We start from the raw sequence: 20,441 nt of genomic DNA on the forward strand, positions 1-20,441 counted from the left end.
CTCGGACCGGCTCCCATTACAGCTGATGGACCAGTGCGGGTAGTTCGGCCCGCACTGCGACGCCGAGTTTCGGATAAGCCTTGTAGAGGTGGTAGCCGACGGTGCGGGGGCTGAGGAACAGCTGCGCGCCGATCTCGCGATTCGACAGTCCGTGCGCGGCCAGGCGGACCACCTGAAGTTCTTGTGGTGTAAGCAGATCCAGTATCGAGGCGGTGGCCGGTTGCTGGCCGGTGTCGCCGGTCGCGCGCAGCTCGGCCCGGGCTCGGGCGGCCCAGACGCTCGCGCCGATTCGATCGAAGGTCTCCAGTGCCGCACGCAGGCTCGTGCGCGCCTCGGTCTTGTGCCGGGCGCGCCGGAGCCACTCCCCGTACAGCAGTTGGGTGCGGGCACCTTCGAAGGGTCGGCCGCCTTTCTCGTGTAGCCGCACCGCCGCGGCGTAGTGCTCGCCGGCCTCGTCGTTGGAGCTCGTCTGGGCCAGGCAGCGTGCGTAAACGCCTTGAATCCACGGTGATCGGCTGGCGTCTGCCCAGCGGCGGAAGCGTTCGAGAGCTTCGCCGATGCGCGCCGGCTGCCCGGTGCGCATCGCGGCCTCGACGCACAGCGGTGTGAAGAAGACGGCCATGTAGTGGCTGCCCATCGGGCCGCGGGAGGCGGATTCGATGCGGTCCAGCACTCGGTCGTAGCGACCCGCGCCCAGGTCGAGCAGCCCGAGCGCGGTGGTGGCCAATAGCGCGGTGGCGAGTTCGCCGCGGTCGAGGGCGGCGGCGAGGGTGGGTTCGGCGAGTTCCCGGCAGCGCTGCTCGTCGCCGGTCTGTGCCGCACCCCAGGCGAGAATGCTACGCAGGCCATCCATTTGGTGGTGTTGTCCGATGGAGTCGGCCAGTGTCAGCGCCTCCTCGGCGTGGACCGTGGCGTCGCGGAGGCGGCCGGTGGCGTACTCGGCGGAGGCGAGGTAGTGCAGGCGCATCGGCAGCAGCCGGAGTGTGGACTGCTCGCGGGCATCGGCGACGAGGGTCGTGAGCAGGTCGCGTGCCTCGTCGTCGAGGCCGGTCATCAGGCCCATCGCGGCGGCGTTCATGCGCTCGTCCGGGCTGAAGCCCGCCGGGTGGGAATGTGCGTGCATCGCGCAGGCGTGCAGCCGGTGTAGCGCGGCTTCGTCGTCGCCACCCAGCATGCGGGCCATGCCGATCATTCCCTCGCTGATCGGGGTCCGGCCGGTGCGTTGTTGCAGCAGGGTCGCGGCCTCTTCGGTGAGTTCGGCATCGCCGACCAACACGCCATTGCGCATGGCGTCCACGAGCATCATGCACACAAGGTCGGCCGGAGCCCGGCCGGCGGCGTCGATCAGGATGCGGGCGGCCTGGTGCCGGGAACCGAATTCCGATTCGACGATGGCGCGCAGGTAATCCAGGCGTGGTGCGTCGGTTTGGTGGACGGGTCCACGATACGCGCGGCGGACGAGTGTGGCGGTCCGCTGTAGATCGCCGCCGGTCGCCGCTGAGTGGGCGGCGCAGGTCAGGCGTCGCGCCGCGGTGTGCGGCTCGACGGTCAGTTCGGCCGCGCGTTCCATGGCTGCGGCGGCGAGCGCGTGGTCGGCCCGCTCGGAGGCCCGCAGTGCCGCGGTCTCGAGTGCCGTGGCGATCTCGTCGTCAGGGCCGGTCGAGGCCGCGGCGCGGTGCCACGCCGCGCGGTCGGCAGCCTCGGGAGAGTGGCTCGCGGTCAGTGCCTCGGCGAGCGCGCGGTGCGCGTCGAGCCTGCGGTGCATCGGTGCGGAGCCCAGTACGGCCGCGCGGGCCAGCGGATGCCGGAAGGCTATCCGATCGCCTTGGCGCACAAGCAGTCCCGAGTCCTCAATGGCTGCCAGTTCGGTGGGTCCCGCGTGGTGGGCGGCCGCGGCGGCCAAGATGATTTCGAGCCGGCCGGTCTCCTCGACGGCGGCGATCAGCAGCAGGCTGGTGGCCGCGTCGCCCAGTCGTGCGGCCCGTGCGCCGAACGCCGTCTGTACCCGGGTGGAGAGGGGCAGCGTGGCCAGGTCGTAGGAGCCGGCCGGTGCTTGGCCGGTGCGTTGTTCGGTGCTGAGCGCGGAGGGCAGTTCGACCAGGGCCAAGGGGTTGCCCTCGGTTTCGGCCAGGAGTCGGGCGCGCACCTGCGCGGCGAGTTCGGGATACCGCTCGTCCAGCAGCGCGGCCGAGGAGGCGGGATCGAGTCCGGTCAGTTCGCGAGTGGGGAGTGCGGTGAGTCCGGCCGGTTCCCGGGCTTCGCCGCGCACCGCGAACAGCAGCAGAACGCCTTCGTGGTGCAGGCGCCGGGCCGCGAAAGTCAGTGCCTCGGTGGAGGATCGGTCGAGCCACTGGGCGTCGTCGACGAGGCACAGCACAGGTCCGTCTTCGGCCAGTTCAGCCAGCATGGACAGCACGGCGAGGCCGACCAGGAAGCGATCGCCGGGTGCAGCCGGGGCCAGTCCGAAGGCGCTGCGCAGTGCCGCGGCCTGCGGTGCGGGCAGGGCGTCGAGCCGGTCCAGCACCGGATGCAGCAGCAGATGCAGGCCGGCGAAGGGGAGTTCGGCTTCCAATTCGATGCCTGCCACGCGAATCACACGCAATCCCTGGGCTTTCGCCGCGGTGTAGTCGAGCAGCGCGGTTTTGCCGATGCCGGCGGGCCCGCTCAGCACGTGCGCCCCGCTGCGGCCGGTACGTACGTCCGCAAGGAGTTGATCGATCAGCGCCTGTTCGTCGGCGCGCCCGCGCAGCACTCGGCAGACCCTACCTAAGCAAACTGATCGGTACCAGACAGGTCGATTGACTGAATACTCCGGTCCCGCACCACAGATAGCGTTCCTACCAGGTCGAATCACACCTCGAGAAGGAACCCGCATGCATCCGAATTACTCGCTGAGCGAACGTGATCGGCGCTGGGCGCTGGCCCGCGAGCTGATGGACGACCAGGGCGTCGACGCCTTGGTGATCTACGGCGAGCACGAGACCGGCGGCCCCGCGCCGTTCGCGCCCGACGTCTACTTCACCAATGAGCGTCCCGGCGCGATCGTGGTCTTCCCCCGCGACGCCGACCCCATCTCCCTGGTGTGGTCGCCAATGCACATCGCCGACCACATCGAGGCCCGCCGCCGCGGCGAGGCCTGCTGGACCGAACCGCACAACATGCGGGTGGCCAAGCATGCCCAGGGCGTCGTCGACGTGTTGCAGGAGCACGGGCTGGAGCGGTCGGCGGTCGGGGTGATCGGCCTGGAGCCGTATCCGCCGTTCCACTTCAACCCGATCATGCCGTACGGGCTGTGGACGGCGGTCCTGCAGCAGCTGCCGCAGGTGAATTTCAAACCGATGTGGTTTCCGTTCCTGCTGCGCACCCTGACCCAATCCGCGGAAGAGCTTGCGGTGCTGCGGCGTTCGGCCGAGATCGGCGAGGCGATGGCGCAGGCCATGCTGGACGTCGCCGCGCCCGGCGTGAGCGAGGCCGAGGTGTACGCGGCCGGCATGTCCACGTCGTTCCGGCTGGGCACGGTCGCGCCCGGCATGCTCATCCAGTCCGGTCCCGGCTTCGCCTGCTGGGGACCGCCGGTCTGGTCCTACCGCCCGCAGGAACCGCGGACCATCGAGGACGGCGACGTGATCCTGGCGGAAGTGTTCTGCCAGTACGGCATGCGCGAATCCCAGCATCAGGTGGCCATCGCCGTGGGTGAGGTGCATCCGGACATCGAGGTGGCGGCGAAGGTGGCGCGCGCCTCCTACGAAGCCGGTGTGGCCGCGCTGCGGCCGGGCAATACCTTCGGTCAGGTGGTCGACGCCATGAAGGCACCCCTCGACGCGGCGGGCGGCTGGAACGTGCATCCACTGGTGCACGGGATGAATCCCTATGGCACCGTGTGCGGTTTCGGCGGCGGGATGCGCGAACTGCCGGAGGCCGCCGAGTACGGACTGCTGGCCGAGGTGCCGACCATCGGCAGCGATCTGCCACTGGCCGAAGGCATGGTGTTCGCCTTCGAACCCAACTGCGTCATCGGCGGGAGGCTCGCGAACATCGGCGGCACCGTCGTAGTCGGGGCAGACGGTGCGGTGGAACTGAATTCGCTCACCACCGATCTACTGCGGGCACAACCCTGACCGCCTGACCGCAGCGCTCGCCACGAGTGTGCTGTTCTTTCCTGGCGATCTGAGCACCTGATGGTCCCGGCGGGGCCGAGGCTGCAGGGTTTGCGGCTTCGGCCCCGTTCTCGTTGTCGGGTTGGGGATTTCAGATGTGGTCGACCAGGCCTCTGGCACCCTCGGACAGGGCGCAGTGCGCACAGCAGAAGAACCTGCCGTCTGCCTCCACGCCGTGACCGATGATCTTGCAGTTGCAGTGCTCGCAGATGGGTGCCATTCGGTGGATCGCACATTCGAAGCAGTCGAAAACGTGCCGCACTCCCTGAGCTTCGACGACGATCGGCATCGCGTAATCATTACCGCAAACCTCGCATGCGCTCATGGATCGCACGCTACTCCGTGGGACCGGTTCGGCGTCTGCAGTTCCGGTTTATAGGCCCTTGACCAGCCGAGTTGTGGTGCCGAGGTGGCTGCCTCGGCTACGCCGGCAGGCCGGCCCGGCGGCGGGCCACGGCGGCCACGGCGGCCCAGTCCTTGTCACCGTCGCCGTGGGCGAGGGCGTCGAGGAAGGCGTCGCGCAGCACGCTGCCGAAGGGCAGCGGGACGTTCGCCGCGGCGCCGGCGGTCAGGGCCAGGTTGACGTCCTTGAGGCCGAGTGGCAGCCGGAAGCCGGCCGGTTCGTAGCGGCGGGCGGCGACCATTTCGCCGTAGCCGGAGTAGATCGGACCGGGAAACAGTGTGCCGCTGAACATTTCGACCAGGTCGGTGGGCCGGACACCGTGGGACTCCGCCAGACTGCACGCCTCGGCCATGGACTCGATGGCGCAGGCGATCAGGAAGTTGGCGCTGATCTTCGCGGCGTTGGCGTGGCTGGGGCGGGTGCCGAAAGGCCAGGTGTGCCGGCCCATCGCGGACAGCAACGGTGCCGCCTGCGCCAGCGCCGTGTTACCGCCGGCGGCGAGGATGTTCAGTTCGCCGGCGGCGGCTACCTGGGGCCGGCCGAGGACGGGCGCGGCGACGTACCCGATGCCGTGCTCGGCGTGCAGGGCTGCGGCCCGGTCGGCGAGCGCGATCGAGACCGTCGCCATGTTGACGTGCACGGCGGCCTTCGCGCCGGCCAGCAGCGCCGGGTCGAGCAGCAGCTGTTCGACGGCGTCGTCGTTGGCCAGCATGGAGACGACCGCCTCGGCGGCGAACACGTCAGCGAGGCTCCCGGCCGCGTCGGCGCCCTGGGCGACCAGCGCGGCGACCGGCTCGGGGGAGCGGTTCCAGACCCGGAGCCGATGGCCGGCCCGCAGCAGGCTGGCGGCCATGCCCTGTCCCATTGCGCCGAGCCCGATGAAACCAACTGTCATTCCGGTCATGCACACTCCTCGTTGTCGTCGTCGGCCGACCGGCCGAACGGCGGCCGTCTCCAGGTCGAAGGCCAGTGGGGCCGGGCCGGACGGACCGAGCCCGATTCATCGTCCTCCCCTCGTCCGACATCGCCTCGTCCGACATCGCCGCTGTCTATCCCGCGGTGCGGTTTTCGCTGCTGAGCAGCCACGCCTGCTGCTCGAGTTGATTGATGACGGCATGGAGCAGGTCCGCGGTGGACGGATCTTCGGCATCGGTGTCGTCGTGCACGGCGCGCAGTGTCGCCACCACATCGCGAATCTGTGTGGTGACCAGGTCGACGATCACGGCGGTGTGCTGCTCGCCGGCCGGGAGTTCCGGCAGGAGGCTGGTCGACGCGACCGTCTGGGGTCGGCCGTCCGGCACCGCGTCGAGGGCGCGCATCCGTTCGGCGATGGTGTCACCGGCTTCGCGTGCGGCATCGACGATTTCGTCGAGCTGCAGGTGCAGGTCACGGAAGTTGTGACCGACGACGTTCCAATGCGCCTGCTTGCCGTTGAGGTGGAGGGCGGTGAGCTCGACGAGGACCTGCTGCAGATTGCCCGCCAGTCGTGACGACGCGCGAAATGCGCTTGCCGATTCCATGTGGGTGGTCATGATGGTGCTCCTGAATGTGTTGGGGTGGTGGACTATTCGGGATGGGCGCGGACACCCTGCTCGATGCGGTCGCCCAGGCGAACATCCCCATCAGCACCGCGCCGATCGCCAGTGGTGCGAACGGGCCGACGCTGCGGACCGCCGTGCCGACCGTGAACACCAGGAAGAATGTCCCGATCAGCTCGACGGTGTACTTCGCCGCGGTCGGGCGGGCAGCGGCCGCCCGGTGTGGTTCAGCTGCGCGGACAGCGGCGGCCTCTTCGAATGTGACCATGTCGCGACTCCTCGGTTTGCCTTCTGGGACTTCCAGAATCGCTGTCACCCGAGCTGGTGTCGTCGCTGCTGACCTCCATCGGTGCTCCCCGCCAGCACCACAGTGGGTATGGCGGCTACCTGCAATCGGCCCGGTTATGCTCGACGTCTATCGGCCATCCACGTCCGGCGCAGCCAAGGAAGGCGAGAGTTCAGTGACGACTCCGTTGCGGGTGCTGCTGGCCGATGACGATGTGCTGCTCCGGGAGGGTTTGGCGAGCCTGCTCACGCGTTCGGGTTTCGACGTCGTGGCGCAGGCCGGAGACGCCTCGCGCTTGCTGGAGCTGGTCCGGGACACGCGGCCCGATCTGGTGGTGGTCGACATTCGAATGCCGCCGACCCACACCACCGAGGGGCTCGACGCGGCCCGCGCGATCCGCGATGAATTCCCGGAAACCGGCATTCTCGTGCTGTCGGCCCACTCCGATGTCGAGCATGCGATGGAATTGCTGGCCAGCGGCCGGGGGATCGGCTATCTCCTCAAGAGCCGGGTCACCGATGTGGAGGATTTCATCGACACGCTCCAGCGAATCGCCAAGGGCGCGGCGGTCGTCGATCCGGTGCTGGTGACGGAGTTGGTGTCGGCCCGCCGGCGCAACGATCCGCTCGCAGCGCTCAGCGCACGCGAGCACGAGGTGCTGGCCCTGATGGCGCAGGGGCGTTCCAACGCCGGTATCGCCCGGCAGCTGTGGGTCACCGAAGGCACCGTCGAGAAGCACGTGCGCAGCATTCTGACCAAACTGAATCTGGCCGAGACCCACGACGATCATCGCCGGGTGCTGGCAGTGATCACCTTCCTCGAATCGCGCTGACCCGAGCCGCTCCTCCGCCCCGCAGCAGTGCCGCCGTGCTGCGCAAACGCAGGACAGGTGCAGCTGCCGGGAAGGCCGGGATTGCTGCTGGCAGGAATCGTCGATGGGCGCTGGCCGTGGCGACAAGCGCCCTCCGGAGCGCGACAGTAGGCAGCAAGATCCCCTACAGAGATTCGGAGAGCGACATGAAGACAACAATTTTGGGCAGAAGCGGACTGCACGTTTCTCGAATTGCCTTCGGCACTTGGCAACTCGGCGGCGAGTGGGGCCGCTTCGACGAGGACGCCGCGATCAGGGCGATCCGGCGCGCCCGTGATCTCGGCGTCAACTTCTTCGACACCGCGCAGGCGTACGGCTTCGGTGCGTCCGAACGGATCCTGGGCCGGGCGCTGCGCCCCGAACTCACCTGCGCCCGTGACGAACTCGTGATCGCCACGAAGGGCGGGCTGCGCAGGACCGATACCGGCCTGGTCCGCGATGCGAGCCCCGATTGGTTGCGCAGGGGAGTGGACGCAAGTCTGGCCGCGCTCGGCGTCGACCACATCGACCTCTACCAGGTGCATTGGCCGGATGCGGCCGTGCCGGCCGCCGAGACCGCGGGCGCGCTGGCCGACCTCGTCGCCGCGGGCAAGATCCGCCACGTCGGGGTCTCGAACTACAGCCCGGCGCAGATCGCGGAATTCTCCGCGGTGCTGCCGGTGGAGACGGTGCAACCGCCGTACCACCTGTTCCGGCGGGACATCGAGGACGACCTGCTGCCGTACTGCCGGGTTCGGAACATCGGCGTGCTGGTGTACGGGCCGTTGGCACATGGCCTGCTGACCGGAACGCTGCATCGTGACACGACGTTCGCCGATGACGACTGGCGCAGCACGAGCCCCGACTTCGCCGGCGACGTCTACCGGCAGAATCTGACAGCCCTGTGGGAACTGGAGACATTTGCCGCCGACCGCAACATCACGGTCGGTCAATTGGCGATCGCCTGGACGCTGGCCAATCCCGCCGTGCACGTCGCGATCGTCGGCGCCCGGCATGCACGCCATATCCAGGACAGCCTCGGCGCCGCGGACATCGTGCTCGACGATTCCGACCTGGACGAGATCGACAAGATCATGGCATGGGCCATGCCGATCGCCGGGCCGTCTCCGGAGAGTGTGTGAGCTGGTGGCCATCACCGGGGCCGGCACGTTCAAATGCAGGGATGGATGTTCATCCACCAATCACTGGCTCTCCGTGTACATTCCGCCAGGTGTTGACTATTGGCCGGCTCGTCGCGGATCCCGCCCTGGGGCTGCGAGTCGTGACGACGGCACTCACCGAATCCTTGGGGACGGAGATCCACTGGCTGCACACGACGGAGCTCGCCGACCCGTCGCCCTATGTCCGGTCCGGCGAACTCGTGCTGACCAATGGCCTGTGGCTGTCACATGTTTCGGCGGACCGGTTCGTGGCGGCCGTCGCGCGGGCGGGTGCGGCGGGGTTGGTGTTCGGGCTCACGGCGCAAACCCCGTCGCTGCCCGAAGGGCTTGCCGCGCTGTGCCTTTCACACGGTTTGCCGCTCATCGAGCTGTGTGTCGGGGTGCCGTTCGCCGCGCTCACCCGAGCGGCCGCCCGGATCCAGAACGAGGTGCTGCAGGCGGAACTGACTGCCACTGTCCATCGTGGCGACGCCCTCGCCACCGCTCTCTCGCGCGGCAGCGGTGCGGCGGGTGTACTCGAAATCCTGCGCGGTGAAACGGAATTGCCGCTGCTCGTGGTCGACCGAAAAGGTCGCCGCCTGGCCAGTATCGGCTGTGAGCCGACCGATGAGCAGGTGCGGATGGCCGCGGCCGCGCTCAATCGCACCCCGCCGCCGATCGAGGTCGATCTGCTCGGGCCCGGACCGGCGGTGCTGTATCTCGTGGAGGGTGCGATGGGAGAGATCGACGCGGGACTCTATTGCCTGGAACCGGCCGCGACTCTCACCGCTGCCGATCGGGACGCGCTGGCCCAGGCGGCGCGCTTCCTGAGCTTGGAGGTCACCAAACAGCAGGCCGTACACGCCATCGAGGCGCGTTTCGCCACAGAGCTATTGGAGATGATCCTCTCCGGGCCGCGAAGCAGCGGTGAGGTGATTCGCCGCCTGCGCGCCTATGGCGTGCCACCGGACCGGCCGTTGGGAGTGCTCGTGTCCGCACCGGTCGCCGCCTCCGACGCCGATACCCTGGCCGGCGATATCGCCCACGCGGTCGGCGCGTTCTTCGCCACCCACGGCATACCCGTCTTCACCGCGGCGGGCAGCCGGGATGTGGTGTCCATCTGCCTGTGGGAGCGCTCGGCGGACGAGTTGGCGCGCTTCGCCCGCGATCTGGCCGCGGAGGTCGGCAGACGGGTCTCCGCCGAACGGGTCGTGATCGGCGTAGGAGATATCGCCACCGCCGGTGGACTGAGGGAATCGCTGGTGCGCGCCCGCGAGGTCTGCCAGATCTTGCGAGTGCAGCATGGCCCGGACACCGCTGTCTTCGCCGATATCGCGACCTTCCGGATGCTGCTCGGCCTGCTCGACGACCAGGTGCGGCAACGGTTCTCGGAGCAGGTGCTGGGCGTCATCCGTGACCACGACGCCCGCACCCACACCGACCTCGAGCACACCCTGCGCACCTTCCTCGCGCACAATGGCCAGTGGGCGGTCACGGCCGCTGCCCTGCACGTCCACGTCAACACCCTGCGCAATCGCATGGCACGCATCACCGAGCTGACCGGCCGCAATGTCAATCGCCTCGAGGACACCATCGACCTGTACCTGGCCCTGGTCGCCGAACCGCTGGGCCCGGCCACCTTCTGACCGGCCTCGATCCGGATGCGCTCCCACGCCGCACACCCGCGTCGACGTGAGCGGTGTGCTACTGCGGATAGACGGCTTCGTCCACGTCGTAGGCGGGCAGGGGACGGGTCGGGGTGTGGGCGTCCTCCCGTGCCCAGGTCGCTACGTCGCGGCAGCGGCCGAAGGTGACGTCTCCGCGTTCCTGGGCGTAGGCGATCAGGTTGCGCAGGGCCAGCATCCGGCCCGGACGACCGGTCAGGAACGGATGCATGCACACGTTGAACAGGCAGCCGTAGTGACGCATGCCGTCGAGCTCGGCCCGCCACATCTGCTCGACCTTGACCGGCGACTCGATCACCGAGCCGATGCGCGGTGCGGGCAGGTACGCGTACTGCTCCCAGTCGTCCAACGACCAGTGCACGGGCAGTTCGATTACCGAGCCCTGCGGGGTGTCCACGTGGTACGGCCGGTCGTCGCCCATCAGCGAGGAGTCGTAGGCCAGGCCGTATTCCGCTATCAGGGAAAGGGTTTCGCGACTGGCGCTCCACATCGCGGCGCGATGCCCGGCGATCTCGATGCCCTGGGACGTGAATACCTTCAGGGCGCGTTCGAAATCGGCGCGCTCGGCGCCGGCCGGCAGCGAGGTGGGCGGCCGGTGGCTGTAGGAATGGTGCGCGACCTCGTGCCCGCGCTCGACGATCGACGCGGCCAGCCCCGGGCGTTGTTCGGCGACCCAACCGGGTACGAAGAACGTTGCGGGAACACCCATCTCGTCGAGCAGGTCGAGAATGCGCGGCACCCCCACATCCGGTCCGTAGGCCTGGTGTGACATAACCATGGGGTGCTCGGCGTAGTGTCGGCCCTCGGCGAGGATCGGCGTCTCGGCGTCCACGTCGAAGGTCAGCGTCGCCACCGCGGCCCCGCCGCGGGTCCAGGTCCGAGCGCTCATTCGCCGGTGCGCTCGCGCCAGGCCGCGGCGCAGTCCAGGGTTGCCATGGGGTGCAGCATCTCATGATCGAACGAGGAGAGTTCAGCCCCGGTCTCGACCCGGCGCGGCAGATCCGGATTGGCCAGTGCGCCCGTACCCAGCGACAGGATGTCGGCGTGCCCGCCGGCCAGCACATCGGCGGCCTGGGGCAGATTGTGCATGCCCCCATTGGCGATGACCGGGCGACCGGACACCTCCCGAGCCAGCTGGGTGACGGTCATGCCGCTGGGGAGTTTCGCGGTTTCGAGGAAGTCCCGGCCCTCGCTGGCGATGTGCAGGTACGTCGCCTCGGTCAAGGCCGCGAAGATGGCGCGCGCGTCGGCCTCACCCTCCGGCCAGCGATAGGTGAAGTCGTTGACCTTGGTCTGCGACAGCCGGACTCCGATCGGGAAGTCGCCGAGAGCGTCACGAATCGCACCCAGCACCCGCGCGGTGAGCCGGATGCGATTCTGCACCGGCCCGCCGTATTCGTCGGTGCGCTGGTTGGTGTAGTCGGTCAGGAACTGATCGAGCAGATAGCCGTTGGCGCCATGGATCTCGACGCCGTCGAAACCAGCCGCACGGGCGTTCTCCGCCGCCGCGACGAAACCGGCCACGACATCGTCGATGTCGTGCGCGGTCATCTCCCGGGGCGCGTTCCACGCTCCACCGACCCCGCCGTAATCGACCATCATCTGCCCGCGCGGCGCCACCGCGGACGGCCCGATGGTCTCGAAACCGTGCGCATTGCCCTGGGAAATGGCTCCGGCGTGCATCAGCTGCGCGACGATCGGAGTCCCGGCCGCGTGCACGGCGTCGACCACCGCGCGCCAGCCCGCGACATGCTGTTCGGTGACCAGGCCGGGCTGGTTGAAGTAACCCTGGCTGTGGGCGGCGTCCGGATGGATGCCCTCGGTGATGATCAGGCCGAATCCGCCCAGCGCGTATTCGCGGTAATACGCGGTCATCTGCTCGGTGGGAGTGCCGTCGGGGGTGGCCGAGACCCGGGTCATCGGCGCCACCGCGAATCGGTTGCGTAGTTTCAGGGTGTCCAGCCCGAACGGCTCGAGTGCGGGGTGGGCGAGTTCGGTGGTGATCATCGGTGGTTCTCCTCGCTGATCGGGGGAAGGACGGTCAGGGCCAGTGGCGTGGGTCGAGCCCCATTGATGGGGTTGTGGTCTTGCGGACAGGCGGAAACCACCACCAGGCAGTCCATTTCTGCGCGGAAGGTGATGGCGTCCCCGGGCGCGGTGGCGGCCTCGAGCCAGGTCAGGCTCTCGTCCGCGGCTACCGGAATGCGCATGAACACATTGATCGGTTGCGGAATGAACGGCGGCGCACCGTATCCCAGCTCGGTCACTGATCGGCGCAGATTGTCGGCGCAGTTGGCGTGCTCCGGATCCCCGTACGCCGCATAGCGTTCCGGGTCGCAGGCGGCGATCAGCATGTCGTGCACACCCGGCGAGGTGTCGTCGGCATACGTGAGGATCGGTCGCCGCCGGTTGGTCACGAATGACTCGCCGAGCGCGGGAAACAGTCGCGCGGTGTGGGTGCGCGTGTGAGAGGCGCTGTGGTGCTCGGTGAGGTCGTGAGCGTTGTAGGCGAACACATCACCCACCTGGCCGCCATCGACGTCGGTGATCCGCAACCTCTCACCGGCGCTCAGGGTCACCGCTCGGGCTCGCCTCGCCGGCACGGTAATCGGCTCCGGATGGCTTAACACTGTCATGGAGGTCAGTCAACCGAACGATAGGGCGCTGTCGAAATGGACGATCACACAGCATCATTGGAATTCAGTGGATCTTCCTACATATCGAAGCGGAAATACTGCTGGGTAGCGTCCTGTCCATGACCACCGCCACCGCCATGGGGCAGGCGCTCGCAGCGGGCGATACGACCTCGGCCCGACTGGCCGCAGCCGCCATAGACCGGGCCCGGCAATCGGATTCGACCGCGGTACTTGTCACCGTCACCGCCGAGCGCGCCGGATACCAGCCCGGGACGCTACGGTGCGAACGACTTCGCGCCCCTGTCCAGCACACTCGACAGCACCGGCATCCTCGCCACCAGCGTGAACGACATCATCGCCCTCGACCGGATTTTCGCGCCCATTCGACGCGGCGAGCGCACGCCGCTGCGGCGATTCGTCGTGCCCGGCGGCGAGTGGACAGAAGACGTCACGCCCGGGATCGCCGCCGATTTCGAGGCCGCTCTTGCCGAAATCCGCCGCGCCGGAGCTGATATTCGCAGGCTCGACATGGCATCGCTGAGTGCTGCACAGGAATTGATGGACGGCGCCGGCACCATCGTGGGCGCGGAGGCATACCGTCTGCACCGGCACCGTCTCGACTCCAGCCTGCCGATCGAGCCCGCCACCCGGCGAAGGCTCGAAAGCAACTCGCACACAGCGGATTCCATCGCCCCGGTGTACGCCAGGATGAGCGCCTTGCGCGCGGAATTCGCCGCTGAACTCGACGGTGCGGCACTGCTGTGCCCTACCGTGCGTCACCCACCGCCGCGCCTTGCCGATCTCCGCGACCCGGCCGACTACGACAGCGCGAATGCCGCCACTCTGCGCACCACGATGGTCCTCAGCTACCTGGGCACCTGCGGAATTACGCTACCTGTCGGGACTTCGGCAGGCGGGCACGCGTGTGGGCTGCTGCTGTCGCTGCCCTCCGGGCGCGACGGTGACCTGCTGGCGCACGCCGCGTGGGCGCGACGCATCTTCGTGAATGCGCAGACGTCGTGACGGCCGTGCGTGCCGGCCCGGGTCGCGTCGCGGGCCGCTGACCCGCAACTCCGATGTCCATCGCCGGACAGGTGCCGAACGGTGCGTAGGCTGCAAGGTGACGATCGATCCAATTCGAGGACCCTGTCCGAGCCCGTCGGCTTGACGTGAACGCTGGGTGATGATGTGGAAACGGTCTGAGGTGCACGGCTGGCCAACCTTCACGCCAGGTGCGATATCCGCGCGTCACCAGACCGACAAGCCCGTCTTCTCGACGCGTGCACATGTGCTGTCGTGGTCGATGCGCCCGACGACCCCGCCCCTGCCCTTGGGCGTCGCAGTGGCCGCGTTCTTCATTGCGGCGGAGTCGGTTCTCGTCCGCCGAGGAACGCCTCGCCGAATTCGCGGACCTCGTCGCGACCGCGATCGCGAATACCGAGGCCCGGGCCGAACTCACCGCATCCCGCGCCCGCATCGTCGCCGCCGCCGACGAGGCACGGCGCCGGATCGAACGCGATCTGCACGACGGCGCGCAACAGCGCCTCGTCTCGCTGGGACTCGCGCTCCGCAGCGCCGAGGCATCGGTGCCACCCGAGCTGACCACGCTCGAAGCGCAACTTTCCGACGTCGTGCAGGGCCTGGTCGGCGTCTCGGACGAACTCCGCGAGATCTGCCGCGGGATCCATCCGGCGATCCTGTCGAAGGGCGGACTCGGCCCGGCGCTGAAGGCGCTCGCCCGCCGCTGCACCGTTCCGGTGAACCTCGACCTGAACCTCGACACGCCTATGCCCGAATCCACCGAAACAGCCGCCTATTACATCGCGGCAGAGGCGCTGACGAACACAGCCAAACACGCGCAGGCTACCGAAGTGACCGTGCGCATCACCACCGCCGGTCACCAGCTCCAGCTTTCGATCCGAGACGACGGAATCGGCGGCGCCGACCCGGCCAAGGGCTCCGGGCTGGTTGGTCTGCGAGATCGCATCGAAGCCCTCGGCGGCCGGATGGATCTGACCAGCCATCCCGGCGAGGGGACGTCGCTGCGGGCCAGCATCCCGTTCGCGACCTCGGCTGCGATATCCGAGGAATAGCCTCGTCGTCACCCGATCGCCCGATCGCGCGCAGAAAACAGGTAGTTGGCGCGCTGAAAACAGGTATGTGGGTAGGTAGATCTCCCGTCGTCCGAGCGGCTGTTCCCGAAGAAGGTGGTGGAGGACAGGTCAGCCACTACCGCTCGGGAACATCATGGACGGACGGAATCAACAGCGAGGTCGCGACGCATTCTGGGTCCGCTCGGCGCTGAGTCAGCTGGAGTTTCTCGCATCCGGCAGATCGATCGAACCGGAGACCAGGTCGGTGATCGAATTCGCGATCCGGTGGGCGCCGTACGGCGGTGCGAGTGCGGGCGATCTGTTCGTGACCTTCGGTGTCGACCGGCGGCGGTTCATGACGCTGCTCGAGGAAGGGCTGTGGACCCGGCGATCCGACAGCTCGGAGGAGCGGTGGTTCAAGCAGAGGCTGTCGGACGCGTTGACGTCGGCGTGGCGCCCTCCTGGCCGCACCACGACCGGAGATGTTCGATGCTGACCCTCGCCGAGCAAGCCCGGTTCCTGGCCCAGGGCGATGTGCACTTGCGGATCTGGTTGGGCGGAACGGTGTTCGACTACCGGGCAACCTTGGATGCCGCGCAGAACTTGATTCATGATTGTCGCCGAAAGTGTTGGTGTGCAATCGAATTGATCATGCAGGAGATCGAGGAATCGCTGCCGGAAACGCGCCTGCCGAATGAGCGATTGTTCCGCGATCCGCAACCTGTTGGGTGGTAACGGATTCAGGAGTCGGGCTGCTCGGCCGCCCACGTCGCGATCGCCTTGGCCTGATCAATGGTCTGCGCTCCGGTCGTGTGGGTGAGTGCACGATCAGACCAGCGGCGACCCTCGCTGAGCCGTCCGCGCATAATCCAGAACGGGAAGAGGGCGGTGGTCATCCGCAACGCCGCTTCGTCCGCCTCGGACAATGCGAATTCCAGTGCCTTGCGGAGATTCGGCAGCTCTCGGTCCAGTCTGGCAACCCACTGCAGCTGATGCGGTCCGATCCATTCCAGCTCCGCTTGCAGCGTCAGCCGAAGACACCAATCCTGGTGTCGCCGAGAGGAATCCACATATTCGCCGCGGTCCTCGGCCTGCTGCCTACCGTATTCCTGGACGGTCTCGAGCATCCGGAAGCGGACAGTTCGATCGACTTCCTCACGGATCAGAATCGACTTGTCGACCAGAGCGGACAAGGAGTCGAGCAACTCCGACTGAGTCAGGTCGCCACCGCATATCTGCTCGGCGGCGTCGAGCTCGAAACCGCCTGCGAAGACCGATAATCGGGTCCACAACCGTTGTTCGTCCGGCGTGCACAGGTCATAGCTCCAGCCGATGCACCAGGCCAGGGTCTGCTGCCGCATCGGGGCGCCGCGACGTCCGCGAGTCAGCAGACCATAGCGGTCGTCGAGCCGGGTCAGAATCTGGTCGAGCGACATCGTCCGCAGCCGGGCCGCCGCAAGTTCGATCGCCAGCGGGAGCCCGTCCAGGCGAGCACAGATCCGGGCCACGCAGGCTCTGTTGTCGTCGTCGACTTCGAAGCCGGGCACCACCGCGGCGGCTCGTTCGGCGAACAAGGCCACGGCGTCTTCACGAGCAACTCTCGATGCCGACTTGATCGCTGGATCGGGAATTGTCAACGGGGGCACCGTGAGCACCGATTCTCCGCTGACATTGAGAGCCTCGCGGCTGGTCGCCAGTATCCGCAGGTGCGGACAGGCTCTCAGCAGCGACTCGGTCAGTGTCGTGACCGCGTCGATCACCTGCTCGCAGTTGTCCAGCACCACCAGCAGGTTGCGGGTGGACAGATATCCGACCAGCACGTCGAGCATCGGTCTGCCCCCTCTGCTGCGGCGGCCCAGCGCAGTGGCGACGATGTCGACCAGTAGTGCCGGATCCCGCATATCGCCCAGCTCGACCAGCCACACGCCGTCGGTGAAATCTCCCGTCACCTTGTGTGCGACGCGCAGTGCCAGCCGCGACTTACCGACCCCGCCGATCCCGGTCAGCGTCACCAGACGTGAACCGGCGAGCAGGTTCTTGACCTCGGTCACCTGGATGCGGCGATCCACGAAACTGGTCAATTCGAGCGGCAGATTCCCGACGCCGTTCGCTGCCGTGTCCGCCGGCGTCGCCACCGATGAGGACTCGGCTCCAGGTTCGGCCCGCAGGGGCATGCGGTCGACCAGGAAACCGTACCGGCGCTGGAGCTCCCGGAGTTGGTCTCCCAACTCCGCGGCGGTGGGACGGTCGAGCGGATTGCGCGCCATCGCACCCTCGATCAGCGTGCACGCGTCCTCGGGAATGTCGTTGTCGCGCAGATCCGGAATCGGCTGCTGGGTGATGCGCAGGAATTGAGCGACCACCTGTTCACCGCTGCGGCGCTCGAAGGCCGCATGACCGGTCAGCGCGCAGAACAATGTGGCTCCCAGCCCGTAGACATCCGAGGCCCGGCTCGGAGCTTCCCCACTGAGCACCTCGGGTGCGGTGAAAGCCGGAGAAGCGGTGATCGTGCCGGTCGTGGTCTCGAAACCGCCGGTGATGTGAGCGATCCCGAAATCCGTCAAGGCCGGCTCACCGTAGTCGGTCAGCAGAATGTTTCCCGGCTTGATATCGCGGTGCAGAACGCCGGTGCGATGCGCACGTTTCGAGCGCACCGGCGATCTTCACCCCGAGGTGCAGGACCTCCGGCAGCGGCAGCGGGCCGTCGCGTTGAATGCGCGTCTGGAGCGAGCCGAACGAGTGGTACGGCATCACCAGGTAGGGGTGACCGCTGCCGGTGGTACCGACCTCCAGCATGTCGACGATGTTCGGGTGTCCGGTCAACCGCCCCATCGCTCGCTGCTCGCGCAGGAACCGCTCACGGTTCTCGTCGAATTCCTCGGTCAGCACCTTCACCGCCACCGTGCGATCCACACCGACCTGGCGACACCGGTACACCGCTCCGAACCCGCCCCGCCCGATCTCCACCGCGTCCTCGAAACCGGCAGTTCTCAGCTCCGTGATGACATCGACGCCGACATCACGCTGGGTCTTACAGGGATCGTTCTCGACCATCGGTTACTCGTGATCTACCAGCGGGCACCAGCCAGAATATCCCCGTCGGCTCTCGTCCGGACCAAGGCGATTGCCACATTGTCGACCGGCTACCTCAACGCGCTCGCCTATGCGAAGACCCGCGTGCAGGCAGCGATCTGACGAGGATGACCGACAAGCAGGCGCCCCCGGTGACGATCACGCACCATCCCGATGTGCGTCGCAGCCTGATGCTGCAGAAGGCATACGCCGAGGGCCTGTGCGCGCTGTACCTCGCGACCCTCACCGGCTTCCGCTCCGCTGCGCAACAGGATTCGGCCGAGCTGTACCGCATCGGGCAGCACCTCGTTCTACGAAGGAAAGGTCGCTGCCGCATCGTTTTTCGCCAAGAATGTACTCCCTCAACTCAGCGCGGTGCGCACAGTCATCACCGATATCGACCTCGGCGTGATGGATCTCGGCGAGGCGGCATTCTGACGTCGACGCGGCACCAGCCCGCATTTCGTTGGTGATCGCCTCGGTCCTGTCATGTAATTCGTTGTGGTGGTTGGTGTTAGCTGTATGCCGGACCTCGGCGCGGATCACCTGGAGCTGATCTGCGATCAGATCATCTCGCCGGCCCGGCTGCAGCGAGATCCCCCGAAATCACTGTTACCACCGGCTTTGACTTCGCTCGCCCGAATGAGCAGGACCTCCTCACACGGGCCCCGGGGGTTCAAGTGTCGCGGATGTCGCACGCACGGTTCGAAGATTCTGCCGCCGCGCAGGATTGCCTGGTCCCGTGCGTTATGCCGTCCGGGGCAGCTGCGCGCGTCCGAGGGTGTTCGTCGCTGAGGCGCAGACCTGGCGGAGGGTGGTCTCGAGGCGGCGGGCTTCGAGGTGGCCGTGGGGTCCGGCCACCGAGAGTGCTGCGATGGCGCGGCCACGGCCATCGAAGACCGGCACAGCGATGCAGGACAGCCCGAGTCGGCTTTCCTGGTTGTCGTAGGCCACACCATTGCGCCTGATGGTGGTCAGTTCGCTGGCCAGCTGAGCTGGGTCGACGATAGTGTGCGGGGTGATTGCTTGCAGTGGGGAGGCAAAGACCTCGGTGGCGGTCTGGGAATGGTAGGCGAGCAGGACCTTGCCTACCGCGGTGCAGTGGGCCGGGAGTCGACCACCGATTCGGGAGGGTGCCGGAATCGTGCGGTGGCCGTACAGCTTGGCGAGGTACACCACGTCGGTGCTGTGTAGCGCGGCCAAATGCACTGTATGCCGCGTTGTTTCGTAGAGATCGGTGAGGAAGGGCAGCAGCAGATCTCGGACGCGTTCGTGCTCGGGTGAGTACACCGCCTGACCCAGCTGATGCAATCGGGCACCGAGGCGGTAGCCAGTGCCCATGCGTTCGACAACACCGTTGCGTTCGAGCATCCCGAGCACGCGAAATGCGGTCGACTTGCTCAGTTGGGCGCGTCGTGCGAGTTCGCTGACGCCCAAGCCGCTGCTGGCCTGGTCGCCGAAGGCGACCAGCAAGCTGATGGCCTTGTCGACGGCGGCGCGGTCGTCGCGGACCGGTTCGGCAATTGACGTGGTCATGCTGGTTCCTCTTGCTCATGCTGTGGTGTCAACTTCAGTACACCGCTTCGGCACTTCTATGTGACAATCATGCAAACCTGCGAGCCGTTCGTCAACAGTGACGACCAGTCAATTATAAGTGACACCCAGGGCTGTTAGCTGGGGTTGCTGCTGCGCTTGCCTTTGGCATGTTGTGTGAGACTGCCGCGTCCGGCATGGCCGTCCGACACTCCGGACGGAAGTGGTATCCCCGTATCCGGGGCGTTGGTGCCGGACGTCGATGGCCGAGTTCCGACGATCCGCCCCGGTGACCGGGAGTCGGGCGTACCGGCTGTCGATACGTAGGGTGCATTTCGCGGCCTGTTCGTCAACAATGACGATATGCATATCAAAAGTGACGGGCGGCTCGATGAAAACGAGCTGGTGGCGCGCAACGTCCGCCGGTATCGGCTCGAGCGGGCAATGTCGCTGGGAGATCTGGCGCGTCGATCGGGACTGTCCAAACAGACCCTGTCGAAGATCGAACAGGGTGTAGGCAATCCGACCGTCGAGACGCTGTCGCAATTGGGGACCGCTTTGGATGTGCCGGCCCGGCGGTTGCTCACCGAATGGGGTACGCCCGTCTACGTGCAGCGGGCCGCCGATGGCGAGTGGACGGAGGGTGCCCACTGGTCGGAACGGCTGCTCGACGAGACCTACGGTTCGGGTCACGTCCGCACGCTGATGCTGCGCCTGGAACGCACCGGACCGGAACCCGTTGTCATCGAACCGCATGCTCCTGGCACGCTGCACCACGTCTACGTTGTGACAGGACGACTGCGTACGGGCCCGCTCAGCGAGCCTGTCGATCTGGCGGCGGGTGATTTCGTACGGTTCCCGGGTGATGTGCCGCATCGGCACGTCTGCCTGACCGAGCGGGTCGTCGCGCATGTGGTTACCACGGTGCCGCAGGTGCGTCAGTTCGGGCCGACTGTGATCCGGAGCGGCGGGACTCCGACGGTGACCGAGACTGCGAGCTGAGCTGTCAACCTGGGCGCGAAGGTGTT

16 protein-coding genes and 3 pseudogenes are annotated in these 20,441 nt (G+C 67.2%); 11 read left to right on the forward strand and 8 right to left on the reverse strand.

Translation table 11 applies throughout. The features are described from left to right. Positions 1–16: 16 nt before the first annotated feature. A complete protein-coding gene (locus tag ACFXN1_RS26335) occupies positions 17–2,752 on the reverse strand; it encodes an ATP-binding protein (RefSeq protein WP_379439130.1) in 2,736 nt (911 codons plus the stop codon). A 121-nt stretch (positions 2,753–2,873) separates the two neighbouring features. Here ACFXN1_RS26335 and ACFXN1_RS26340 point away from each other — a divergent pair, with 121 nt between their 5' ends. Continuing rightward, positions 2,874–4,118, forward strand: a complete 1,245-nt coding sequence (locus ACFXN1_RS26340; RefSeq protein ID WP_379439129.1) for a M24 family metallopeptidase — start codon at positions 2,874–2,876, stop codon at positions 4,116–4,118. Positions 4,119–4,579: 461 nt separating this feature from the next. Here ACFXN1_RS26340 and ACFXN1_RS26345 read toward each other — a convergent pair whose 3' ends face one another. Together ACFXN1_RS26345 and ACFXN1_RS26350 are read right to left on the reverse strand one after the other, a co-directional pair. Beyond that, positions 4,580–5,560, reverse strand: a complete 981-nt coding sequence (locus ACFXN1_RS26345; protein WP_379463690.1) for an NAD(P)-dependent oxidoreductase — start codon at positions 5,558–5,560, stop codon at positions 4,580–4,582. A 49-nt stretch (positions 5,561–5,609) separates the two neighbouring features. Beyond that, positions 5,610–6,092, reverse strand: a complete 483-nt coding sequence (locus tag ACFXN1_RS26350) for a Dps family protein (RefSeq protein WP_379439125.1) — start codon at positions 6,090–6,092, stop codon at positions 5,610–5,612. Between the two features lie 467 nt (positions 6,093–6,559). On the opposite strand from ACFXN1_RS26350, the gene ACFXN1_RS26355 reads away from it, so the two are divergent. The 3 genes from ACFXN1_RS26355 to ACFXN1_RS26365 all read left to right on the forward strand — a co-directional run bounded on the left by ACFXN1_RS26355 (position 6,560) and on the right by ACFXN1_RS26365 (position 10,040). Beyond that, positions 6,560–7,216 (forward strand): response regulator, encoded by a 657-nt coding sequence (locus tag ACFXN1_RS26355; RefSeq protein WP_379439124.1) that lies wholly within the window; start codon positions 6,560–6,562, stop codon positions 7,214–7,216. A 185-nt stretch (positions 7,217–7,401) separates the two neighbouring features. Continuing rightward, positions 7,402–8,376, forward strand: a complete 975-nt coding sequence (locus ACFXN1_RS26360; RefSeq protein ID WP_379439122.1) for an aldo/keto reductase — start codon at positions 7,402–7,404, stop codon at positions 8,374–8,376. Positions 8,377–8,465: 89 nt separating this feature from the next. After that, positions 8,466–10,040 (forward strand): PucR family transcriptional regulator ligand-binding domain-containing protein, encoded by a 1,575-nt coding sequence (locus ACFXN1_RS26365; RefSeq protein WP_379439120.1) that lies wholly within the window; start codon positions 8,466–8,468, stop codon positions 10,038–10,040. A gap of 58 nt (positions 10,041–10,098) precedes the next feature. On the opposite strand, the gene ACFXN1_RS26370 is transcribed toward ACFXN1_RS26365, so the two are convergent. Genes ACFXN1_RS26370 through ACFXN1_RS26380 form a run of 3 tightly spaced genes read right to left on the reverse strand, consistent with a single transcriptional unit; the run spans position 10,099 to position 12,715 of the window. Then, positions 10,099–10,968 carry a polysaccharide deacetylase gene (locus ACFXN1_RS26370; RefSeq protein ID WP_379439119.1) on the reverse strand — a complete coding sequence of 290 codons (870 nt, stop codon included), beginning with the start codon at positions 10,966–10,968 and terminating at the stop codon, positions 10,099–10,101. Then, positions 10,965–12,086 (reverse strand): NADH:flavin oxidoreductase, encoded by a 1,122-nt coding sequence (locus ACFXN1_RS26375; protein ID WP_379439118.1) that lies wholly within the window; start codon positions 12,084–12,086, stop codon positions 10,965–10,967. The genes ACFXN1_RS26370 and ACFXN1_RS26375 overlap by 4 nt, the downstream gene beginning before the upstream one ends. Then, on the reverse strand, positions 12,083–12,715 hold the full coding sequence (locus tag ACFXN1_RS26380; protein WP_379439117.1) for a DUF1989 domain-containing protein: 633 nt from the start codon (positions 12,713–12,715) through the stop codon (positions 12,083–12,085). The genes ACFXN1_RS26375 and ACFXN1_RS26380 overlap by 4 nt, the downstream gene beginning before the upstream one ends. A gap of 231 nt (positions 12,716–12,946) precedes the next feature. Here ACFXN1_RS26380 and ACFXN1_RS26385 point away from each other — a divergent pair, with 231 nt between their 5' ends. From ACFXN1_RS26385 to ACFXN1_RS26400, 4 genes and pseudogenes are all read left to right on the forward strand, one after another. Then, positions 12,947–13,738: an amidase family protein gene (locus tag ACFXN1_RS26385; RefSeq protein ID WP_379439115.1), complete on the forward strand. Its 792-nt coding sequence runs from the start codon at positions 12,947–12,949 to the stop codon at positions 13,736–13,738. 353 nt (positions 13,739–14,091) lie between these two features. Next, positions 14,092–14,808, forward strand: a pseudogene (locus ACFXN1_RS26390) (sensor histidine kinase); the annotation flags it as partial. Between the two features lie 154 nt (positions 14,809–14,962). Then, complete coding sequence (locus ACFXN1_RS26395) at positions 14,963–15,304, forward strand: hypothetical protein (protein WP_379439114.1); 342 nt, start codon at positions 14,963–14,965, stop codon at positions 15,302–15,304. After that, positions 15,298–15,543: a hypothetical protein gene (locus tag ACFXN1_RS26400; protein WP_379439112.1), complete on the forward strand. Its 246-nt coding sequence runs from the start codon at positions 15,298–15,300 to the stop codon at positions 15,541–15,543. Before ACFXN1_RS26395 ends, ACFXN1_RS26400 begins: the two co-directional genes overlap by 7 nt. 38 nt (positions 15,544–15,581) lie before the next feature. Here ACFXN1_RS26400 and ACFXN1_RS26405 read toward each other — a convergent pair. Further along, positions 15,582–17,862, reverse strand: a pseudogene (locus tag ACFXN1_RS26405) (protein kinase); the annotation flags it as partial. 51 nt (positions 17,863–17,913) lie between these two features. Here ACFXN1_RS26405 and ACFXN1_RS26410 point away from each other — a divergent pair. Beyond that, a pseudogene (locus ACFXN1_RS26410) lies at positions 17,914–18,146 on the forward strand (acyl-CoA dehydrogenase); the annotation flags it as partial. A gap of 7 nt (positions 18,147–18,153) precedes the next feature. Beyond that, positions 18,154–18,318 carry an acyl-CoA dehydrogenase C-terminal domain-containing protein gene (locus ACFXN1_RS26415; RefSeq protein WP_379463691.1) on the forward strand — a complete coding sequence of 55 codons (165 nt, stop codon included), beginning with the start codon at positions 18,154–18,156 and terminating at the stop codon, positions 18,316–18,318. A gap of 309 nt (positions 18,319–18,627) precedes the next feature. Here the strand turns inward: ACFXN1_RS26415 and ACFXN1_RS26420 are convergent, their stop codons facing one another. Then, the gene (locus ACFXN1_RS26420) at positions 18,628–19,416 is read right to left on the reverse strand and encodes an IclR family transcriptional regulator (protein ID WP_379439111.1); all 789 of its coding nucleotides are present in this window, start codon (positions 19,414–19,416) and stop codon (positions 18,628–18,630) included. A 360-nt stretch (positions 19,417–19,776) separates the two neighbouring features. Between ACFXN1_RS26420 and ACFXN1_RS26425 the strand changes: the two genes are divergently transcribed. After that, entirely contained in the window at positions 19,777–20,415 is a 639-nt protein-coding gene (locus ACFXN1_RS26425) for a helix-turn-helix domain-containing protein (protein ID WP_379399644.1), read from the forward strand. Positions 20,416–20,441 lie beyond the last annotated feature (26 nt).

Origin of the sequence: Nocardia sp. NPDC059154, from assembly GCF_042755705.1 — a bacterium.
Lineage (GTDB): Bacteria > Actinomycetota > Actinomycetes > Mycobacteriales > Mycobacteriaceae > Nocardia.

Bases quoted from the DNA above. Each gene is read 5' to 3' on its own strand.
- ACFXN1_RS26340 (WP_379439129.1), top strand. From the start codon at position 2,874: ATGCATCCGAATTACTCGCTGAGCGAACGTGATCGGCGCTGGGCGCTG.
- ACFXN1_RS26350 (WP_379439125.1), bottom strand. From the start codon at position 6,092: ATGACCACCCACATGGAATCGGCAAGCGCATTTCGCGCGTCGTCACGA.
- ACFXN1_RS26360 (WP_379439122.1), top strand. From the start codon at position 7,402: ATGAAGACAACAATTTTGGGCAGAAGCGGACTGCACGTTTCTCGAATT.
- ACFXN1_RS26370 (WP_379439119.1), bottom strand. From the start codon at position 10,968: ATGAGCGCTCGGACCTGGACCCGCGGCGGGGCCGCGGTGGCGACGCTG.
- ACFXN1_RS26375 (WP_379439118.1), bottom strand. From the start codon at position 12,086: ATGATCACCACCGAACTCGCCCACCCCGCACTCGAGCCGTTCGGGCTG.
- ACFXN1_RS26380 (WP_379439117.1), bottom strand. From the start codon at position 12,715: ATGACAGTGTTAAGCCATCCGGAGCCGATTACCGTGCCGGCGAGGCGA.
- ACFXN1_RS26395 (WP_379439114.1), top strand. From the start codon at position 14,963: ATGGACGGACGGAATCAACAGCGAGGTCGCGACGCATTCTGGGTCCGC.
- ACFXN1_RS26400 (WP_379439112.1), top strand. From the start codon at position 15,298: ATGCTGACCCTCGCCGAGCAAGCCCGGTTCCTGGCCCAGGGCGATGTG.
- ACFXN1_RS26420 (WP_379439111.1), bottom strand. From the start codon at position 19,416: ATGACCACGTCAATTGCCGAACCGGTCCGCGACGACCGCGCCGCCGTC.
- ACFXN1_RS26425 (WP_379399644.1), top strand. From the start codon at position 19,777: ATGCATATCAAAAGTGACGGGCGGCTCGATGAAAACGAGCTGGTGGCG.